We start from the raw sequence: 6,415 nt of genomic DNA, 5'->3' as shown, positions 1-6,415 counted from the left end.
CTGCGGCCGTACGCTCACCGACGCCGGTGAGATGAAACTGATGCGCTGTGACGGCTGCCCCTCGGACATGGACGAGGGGGTCTACGAGCGGCTGCGTGTGTGGCGCGCGGAGCAGGCGATGCGCTCGGGTCAGCCGGACTTCTGTGTGTTCACCGACAAGACCCTGATGGCGATCGCCGAGTCCGTCCCCGAGGACTATCCCGAGCTGTCCCGGATCCCCGGCGTCCGAGCCCGCAAGCTCAAGCTCTACGGCGCCGCCGTACTGGCCATCTGCGCAGGCCGGAGCATCGCAGGAGACGAGGAGCGCGACTGATGCGAACTCGTCGGAAAAATAGTTTGCGCATGCCCCGGCAATCCCCATAGGTTCTAAGCACGGAAACAGCGGCCTTCTCGGAGGCACTGATTCCGTGTTCTACTTGCATATCCGAGCGGACTGGCTCACCCCAGTCCCCGAGACGCCGAGAGGAGGCGAGTCCAGTGATCAGCATCAACACCAGCACCAGCGCCGGTTCCATGAACACGGCCAAACTGCGCGATCGCTCGATCGTCTCCCTGTGCATGCTCGGCGCCTCGAACCCGGGCACCGGTCTGTCCGGCATTCGTGCCGTGCGTCCGGCGTCCTCCGTGTCTCCTGCGGGTCTTCCCGTCCGTGAACGCGATGAGCGACCGACCAAGGCACTGGAAGCAGTAGTGGCACAGGCGCAGGTCTATGCCTTTGCGGCAGCCGGTGCCGGATTCCGGAAGCAGACGACGCAGCACCACCTGATGTGGGCCTTCCGTGGGCCAGAACCCTGGAGTGATCCAGCCTGATCGCCGATCAGGCGGGCGCCTTCAGGGCCGCGGAACCCCATCCGGGATCCGCGGCCCTTCTGTTTTCCCCGAACGGGGACGACGAAGCGAAGGGGCCTCGGGACAAGAAAAGAACCCGGTACCAAGCCGACACCCGGTCAACAGGCCGGACCGACCAGACGAGGAAGACGAACCGTGCAACTCGAAGCGCACGCCCCGTCCGTACCGCCTTCCGACACGATCCCCCCGCCCGTCCCCACGGAGGACTCCACCTTGACCCCGCTCACCCCGCTCACCGCGCTCGACGACGCCATCGAGAACCTCGGCGTGCCCGTCCCCTGCCGTTCCTACGACCCGGAGGTCTTCTTCGCGGAGTCGCCGGCGGACGTCGAGTACGCCAAGTCCCTCTGCCGGACCTGCCCGCTGATCGAGGCATGCCTGGCCGGCGCCAAGGAACGGCGTGAGCCCTGGGGCGTCTGGGGTGGCGAGCTGTTCGTCCAGGGCGTTGTCGTCGCCCGGAAGCGGCCGCGTGGCCGCCCGCGCAAGAACCCGGTCGCGGCATGAACATCCCCGGAACCATCGATCGCCCCCTCACGCACGACCCCAAGAAGCAGGCCCCGATGAAACCGTCCACCAGCGAGCCCGCAGGCTCCGCGACCCCAGACTTCACTGTCACCGACGCGATCGACTCGCGTCAGAACAGGACCCGAGAGATGCAACTCATCCCAGAAGCCCTGGCGCGTGCACATATGCACGACCGGCTGCACGAGGCCGAACGGGAACGCCAGGCCGTACGCCTGGCGACCGCCCGCCGGATGCAGCGCCGGGCCGAGCGTGCCTCAAGGCGTGCCCGTCGTGCGCTCGCCATGGCGCTCATGCAGTAGCCCGACCACACCTGAAGCGGTGGCCTCCCGGCCTCGGGGGGCGAAACCTTCCCCCCGGGGGCCGGTCCGTCCGAACGGACCGGCCCCCGCGGTGCGTTGCCCCGCCGAACCCGGGCCACGGAGATATCGTCACCGAGTGACGAGTAGTCCTCCCGGAGACGGTGACCACAACGGCCCCACCACGCGGCCGCGCCCCCTCGTGTGCGCCCGCTGCCGCACCCCCTCCGCGGTCCCTCAGCCCGCGACCTGGACCTGCTCAGTGGAGAACGGCGTCCGTCAGTACTTCTGCGACGGTTGCTCCAGGGAGAACCTCAGAGCGATCGAGGGGCGGCTGGACTCGGCCTGGTGGTGAGGGGGCTCACGCCTGCGCCGCCGACTCCTGCACGGTCAGGCTCTCCTCTTCGGGCACGAATCCCGGAAGCCATTCCTCAAGTTCCTCGCGCAGCCGCACCGTCGCGCCCAGCTGACACAGGACGCCTATGGTGCTCAGGGTCACGCGGTGGATCAGCAGGTAGGCCGGGGGCAGGTTGAGCTGCTTGCCCAGCTGGTAGGCGGGGGAGCGGGGGTCGGCGATACGGGCCGCCTGGCTGCGCATCCAGCTGCGGGTGAAGGTGAACTCGTCCACCCGGGCCGGCTCGATGATCGGCAGGAGGTAGTCGAGAACGGCGTCCGGGTCCAGCTCTATGGAGTCCTTGACGAAGCCCTCGGTGCGGAGCATCTCGTAGACCGCGACGGCCTCGCCGTCCAGGGTCATGCGCAGGGAGCGGCCGATCGGCGTCGGCAGGCCGCCGGGGAGACGGTCGACGGTGCCGAAGTCCAGGACGCCCAGGCGCCAGTCGCCCGAGCCCTCCGGGTCGCCGGGGAGCAGACGGAAGTTGCCCGGGTGCGGGTCTGCGTGCAGGAGGCCGGTGCGGGCCGGACCCGAGAACAGGAAGCGGGCCAGGAGCTGGCCGGCCCGGTCGCGCTGTTCCTGAGTGCCGTCCGTGATCACGTCCGAGAGCGGGATCCCGTCGATCCACTCGGTGACCAGCACCTGGTCGCACTGGTGCACCACGGCCGGGACCACCACGTCGGGGTCGCCCGTGAACTCCTCCGCGTGGGCCTGCTGGGCCTGAGCCTCCAGGCCGTAGTCCAGTTCCTCGGAGACGCGGTCCCGTAGCTCGGCGATGAGCGGCTTGACGTCCATGCCGGGGATGAGCGGCCCCAACAGGCGGGCAAAACGGCTCAATTGCCCTAGATCCGACAAAAGTGCCTCGCCGGCTCCCGGGTACTGCACCTTGACCGCCACCTCGCGGCCGTCGTGCCACACCGCCCGGTGCACCTGGCCGATCGACGCCGCCGCGGCCGGTTTGTCCTCGAACTCCAGGAACATCTCCCGCCAGTCCGCCCCGAGCCGCCCCTCCAGCATCGAGTGCACGGTGCGGGTGGGCATCGGGGGTGCCGCTTCCTGGAGTCTGGTCAGGGCCGCCCGGTAGGGGCCCGCGACCTCCTCGGGCAGCGCCGACTCGAAGACCGACAGGGCCTGCCCGAACTTCATCGCGCCGCCCTTCAGCTCGCCGAGGACCTTGAACAACTGCTCCGCCGTGCGCTGTTGCAGTTCGCGGCTGACGATCTCCGCGGACTCACCCACGATCCGCTTGCCCAGGCCCCAGGTCGCTCGGCCGGCGAAGCCGAGCGGGAGCGCGGCGAGCTTGGCGGTCCGGGTGACCGCCTTCCGGGGAAGATCAGACATGCGCCCTCCAAGTCCCAGCCGGCCGCGCCGCGTCCGTGGTGCGTCGTCGCGTCGACGGCCGTTGCACCGCCATTGTCTCGTGTGGCCGCCCGTCCGTGGAGGTGTGTTCTTCCTTACCTCTCCGCGCGGCCCCGCACGGGCACGCGGGGTGGGGCGGGACCGGTCGCGCGTGCCACCGCAGGCTCGGCAGTGCGGCCTCCCAGCGCGCTCCCGTGCTCGACGGCGACCCCCCGTCGAGGAAGGCGAGCGCGTGCGCCGCCGCCAGCCCGGCGGCCGTGGCCGCCAGCGTCAGGTCGCAAGGACCCACCGGGCGTGCCTTCCCGGAGCGCCACTGCGCGACGAGGCGGGGCCAGACCGGGTCCCGGTCCGCGCGATCCCGGTGCAGACAGCCGGCGCAGCCTGTCTCGCCCGGCAGGACGAGGGGTCCGACGACCGCCGTTCCCTCCACGACGCCGCAGTGGAGATGGGGGGTCCCGGAGGACAGGAACAGATCGGCGGCGCCCGGATCGGGGGCGTGCACGGCGACATCGTCCCGCGGTGCGAGGATCACCAGACAGAAGCCGGGATCGTCGGCCGGGGACGGCCAGGCGTGAGTGCGGCGGCGCGCGGCGCGGTCCGGTGCCGCCCGGCGGACGGCCTGTCGCGCGGCCTCGTCCCTGCGCTCGCCGACCGACTCCGCGGGCAGTCCGCCCGGGGCGACATCCCAGGGCTCGACCTGGCCGCCGTCGCGCACGTCGACCTCGCCGACCCCCGCGCCCGACAGCAGTGAGGCCAGGGTGGCGCCGACCCGGCCCGCGCCCCTGACCTGTACGCGCAGGGCGCGGCGGGCCGCCAGGCGGTCGATCGCCTCGCCCGGCTCGGACGTGGTCAGCGACACGGAGGCCAGATCGGGGCGCAGTCGGTCGAGCACCTCCTTCTGCTCGCGCAGGGCAGTGCCCGCGGGGCCGCCGCCTCGTGCGTCGTCGAGCAGCCCGGCCCGGGCCAGCCCGCGGACCAGGGTGTCGACATGACCGTCGGGCAGGTCCATCCGGTGTCCCTCGTCGCGCAGGAGCGGCAGCCCCCGGGCGCCGTTGAGCAGTTCCAGGAAACTGCCCGTGGCCGTGTCGATCGGGCCGAGCGTCAGTGCATGTGCCGGTGTCATGCCGAACTGCACGGTGTTGAGGTCGCGCCAGCCGCGCCGGAACGCGGGCTTCATCATCGGATGCATAGAGGTCCCCCGTCATTCGCTGCGATTCCCCGTACTTCACCGAAATCATCATGCTTCACGGAAATCATCGTGATTCACGGAAAATATAAGCAATTCACGCTATATCGGTGATGGTCGGTGGAACCGGTCACGCCCCGCCGACGAGTGCCAGCATGCCGGGCCCGCCGACCCGGCGTCGAAAGTTGTCCACAGGCGGTGGATATTCGTCGTACAAATCAGACGCATGCTGTAGGGAACGGCAATGAACCGTCCCGGACCCGGGACTTCACCCCGGCGCAGCGGGTAACGTCGGGGCGTGCCCGCCGACCCACCGCACCGTGCCGGAAAGTCACAGCGCAGCACGACGAGCCAGCCGCCGAGCGGCTCGGGGACGAGCGCGATCGAGGTCCGCAGAAGCGCCCGGCGACGCCGGACGGTCTCCGCGTACCGCGAGGGCGACCGCACCGTCGTGCTGATCCCTGCCCGGATGTCCGAGGCCGAGGAGCAGCGCTGGGTGACCGTCATGCTCGACAAACTGGCCGCCCAGGAGAACAAGCGGGTGCCGGGCGACGCGGAACTGGTCGAGCGCGCCCAACGGCTGTCGGAGCAGTACTTCGACGGCCGGGCCCGGCCCGCCGCCGTGCGCTGGGTCACCAACCAGAACACGCGTTGGGGTTCGTGCACCCCCGCCGAGGGCAGCATCCGGCTCTCGCACCGGCTGCAGGGCATGCCCGAGTACGTCGTCGACTATGTGCTCTGCCACGAACTCGCGCATCTGCTGGTGCCCGGGCACGGGCCGCGGTTCTGGCGGCTGCTGGAGGCGTACCCGCGGACCGAGCGGGCGCGCGGCTACCTCGAAGGGGTGGCCGCCGCGGACCGACTGCCCCATGCGCCCGCCCCGCAGGGTGAGTGATCACCGGGTGCGTGATCCGTTCCCCGGGCGGAGCCCCACGCGCAGCGGAAGACGGTTGTGTACCGGGTCTGTACCGGCTTCGCCCGATGTCGGGGTTTGCCGTTAGCCTGGCGCGACGCACTCACATTCGGGATGGGGGACGGTCGTTACGCATGGGCAGGGAATTCCAACGGGGCCACAAGGCCAGGATCAGTGACCTCACCGCGGGCACGGATCTGTACGTAGGCGTGCAGATCTCCGCCCCCGGACTGAGCTTCGACATCAGCTGCTTCGGGCTCGACCCCGACGAACGCCTCTCGGACGACCGGTACTTCATCTTCTTCAACCAGCCGAAGTCCCCCGAGGAGTCCGTCCAGTTGCTGGGTGCCCAGGCCGGCGACACGGAGTCCTTCCGGGTCACGCTGGACCGGATCCCGCCGCGGATCCAGAAGCTGTCGTTCACGGCGACCGTCGACGGCGCCGGGCAGATGTCACAGATACAGCCCGGGTACCTCCGCATCGTCGCGGGCGGCGAGGAGGTGGCCCGGTACTCGTTCGACGGCTCGGAGTTCTCCACCGAACGGGCCGTGATGCTGGGCGACTTCTATCTGAAGGACGTGTGGCGGTTCGCGGCGGTCGGCCAGGGCTTCGACGGCGGCCTCGAAGCGCTGCTGAAGAACTTCGGCGGCGAGGTGCTGGAGGAGGAGGCTGCGCCCGAGGCGGCCCCGCAGCAGCCGCAGCCCGGCGCCGTTCCGGGCTTCGCCCCGCCCGCCCAGGCCGCCGCGCCGCCCGCGTTCGCTCCGGCCCCCCCCCACCGGCCGCCCGCGCCCCCCCCCGCGCCCGCGCCCCCACCGCCGGGCGTAGCGCCCCCCCCCCGCGGGCCCCCCCCCCCCCCCCCCCCCCCCCCCCCCCCCCGCCCCCCCCCCCCCCCC

8 protein-coding genes are annotated in these 6,415 nt (G+C 70.9%); 6 read left to right on the top strand and 2 right to left on the bottom strand.

Annotated elements, in window-relative coordinates:
• The 4 genes from ACWEKM_RS45265 to ACWEKM_RS45250 all read left to right on the top strand — a co-directional run.
• A partial coding sequence (locus tag ACWEKM_RS45265; RefSeq protein ID WP_451627152.1) for an HRDC domain-containing protein occupies window positions 1–313 on the top strand: 313 nt, incomplete at its 5' end.
• Between the two features lie 164 nt (window positions 314–477).
• Window positions 478–810, top strand: coding sequence for a hypothetical protein (locus ACWEKM_RS45260; RefSeq protein ID WP_451627151.1), 333 nt, complete (start codon window positions 478–480; stop codon window positions 808–810).
• 174 nt (window positions 811–984) lie between these two features.
• Window positions 985–1,353, top strand: coding sequence for a WhiB family transcriptional regulator (locus tag ACWEKM_RS45255; protein WP_451627150.1), 369 nt, complete (start codon window positions 985–987; stop codon window positions 1,351–1,353).
• Entirely contained in the window at window positions 1,350–1,673 is a 324-nt protein-coding gene (locus ACWEKM_RS45250; protein WP_451627149.1) for a hypothetical protein, read from the top strand. The genes ACWEKM_RS45255 and ACWEKM_RS45250 overlap by 4 nt, the downstream gene beginning before the upstream one ends.
• A 358-nt stretch (window positions 1,674–2,031) precedes the next feature.
• On the opposite strand, the gene ACWEKM_RS45245 is transcribed toward ACWEKM_RS45250, so the two are convergent.
• Both ACWEKM_RS45245 and ACWEKM_RS45240 read right to left on the bottom strand, forming a co-directional pair.
• Complete coding sequence (locus ACWEKM_RS45245; protein ID WP_451627148.1) at window positions 2,032–3,405, bottom strand: ABC1 kinase family protein; 1,374 nt, start codon at window positions 3,403–3,405, stop codon at window positions 2,032–2,034.
• Entirely contained in the window at window positions 3,398–4,612 is a 1,215-nt protein-coding gene (locus ACWEKM_RS45240) for a TOMM precursor leader peptide-binding protein (protein WP_451627147.1), read from the bottom strand. Before ACWEKM_RS45240 ends, ACWEKM_RS45245 begins: the two co-directional genes overlap by 8 nt.
• 295 nt (window positions 4,613–4,907) lie before the next feature.
• Here ACWEKM_RS45240 and ACWEKM_RS45235 point away from each other — a divergent pair, with 295 nt between their 5' ends.
• Together ACWEKM_RS45235 and ACWEKM_RS45230 are read left to right on the top strand one after the other, a co-directional pair.
• Entirely contained in the window at window positions 4,908–5,504 is a 597-nt protein-coding gene (locus tag ACWEKM_RS45235; RefSeq protein ID WP_451627146.1) for a M48 metallopeptidase family protein, read from the top strand.
• 152 nt (window positions 5,505–5,656) lie between these two features.
• On the top strand, window positions 5,657–6,415 hold a 759-nt coding region (locus ACWEKM_RS45230), incomplete at its 3' end, for a TerD family protein (protein WP_451627145.1).

It is taken from the genome of Streptomyces sp. NPDC004752 (assembly GCF_053601275.1).
Note: the sequence above shows the minus strand (reverse complement) of the source record. Positions and strands in the feature narration are given on the sequence as shown.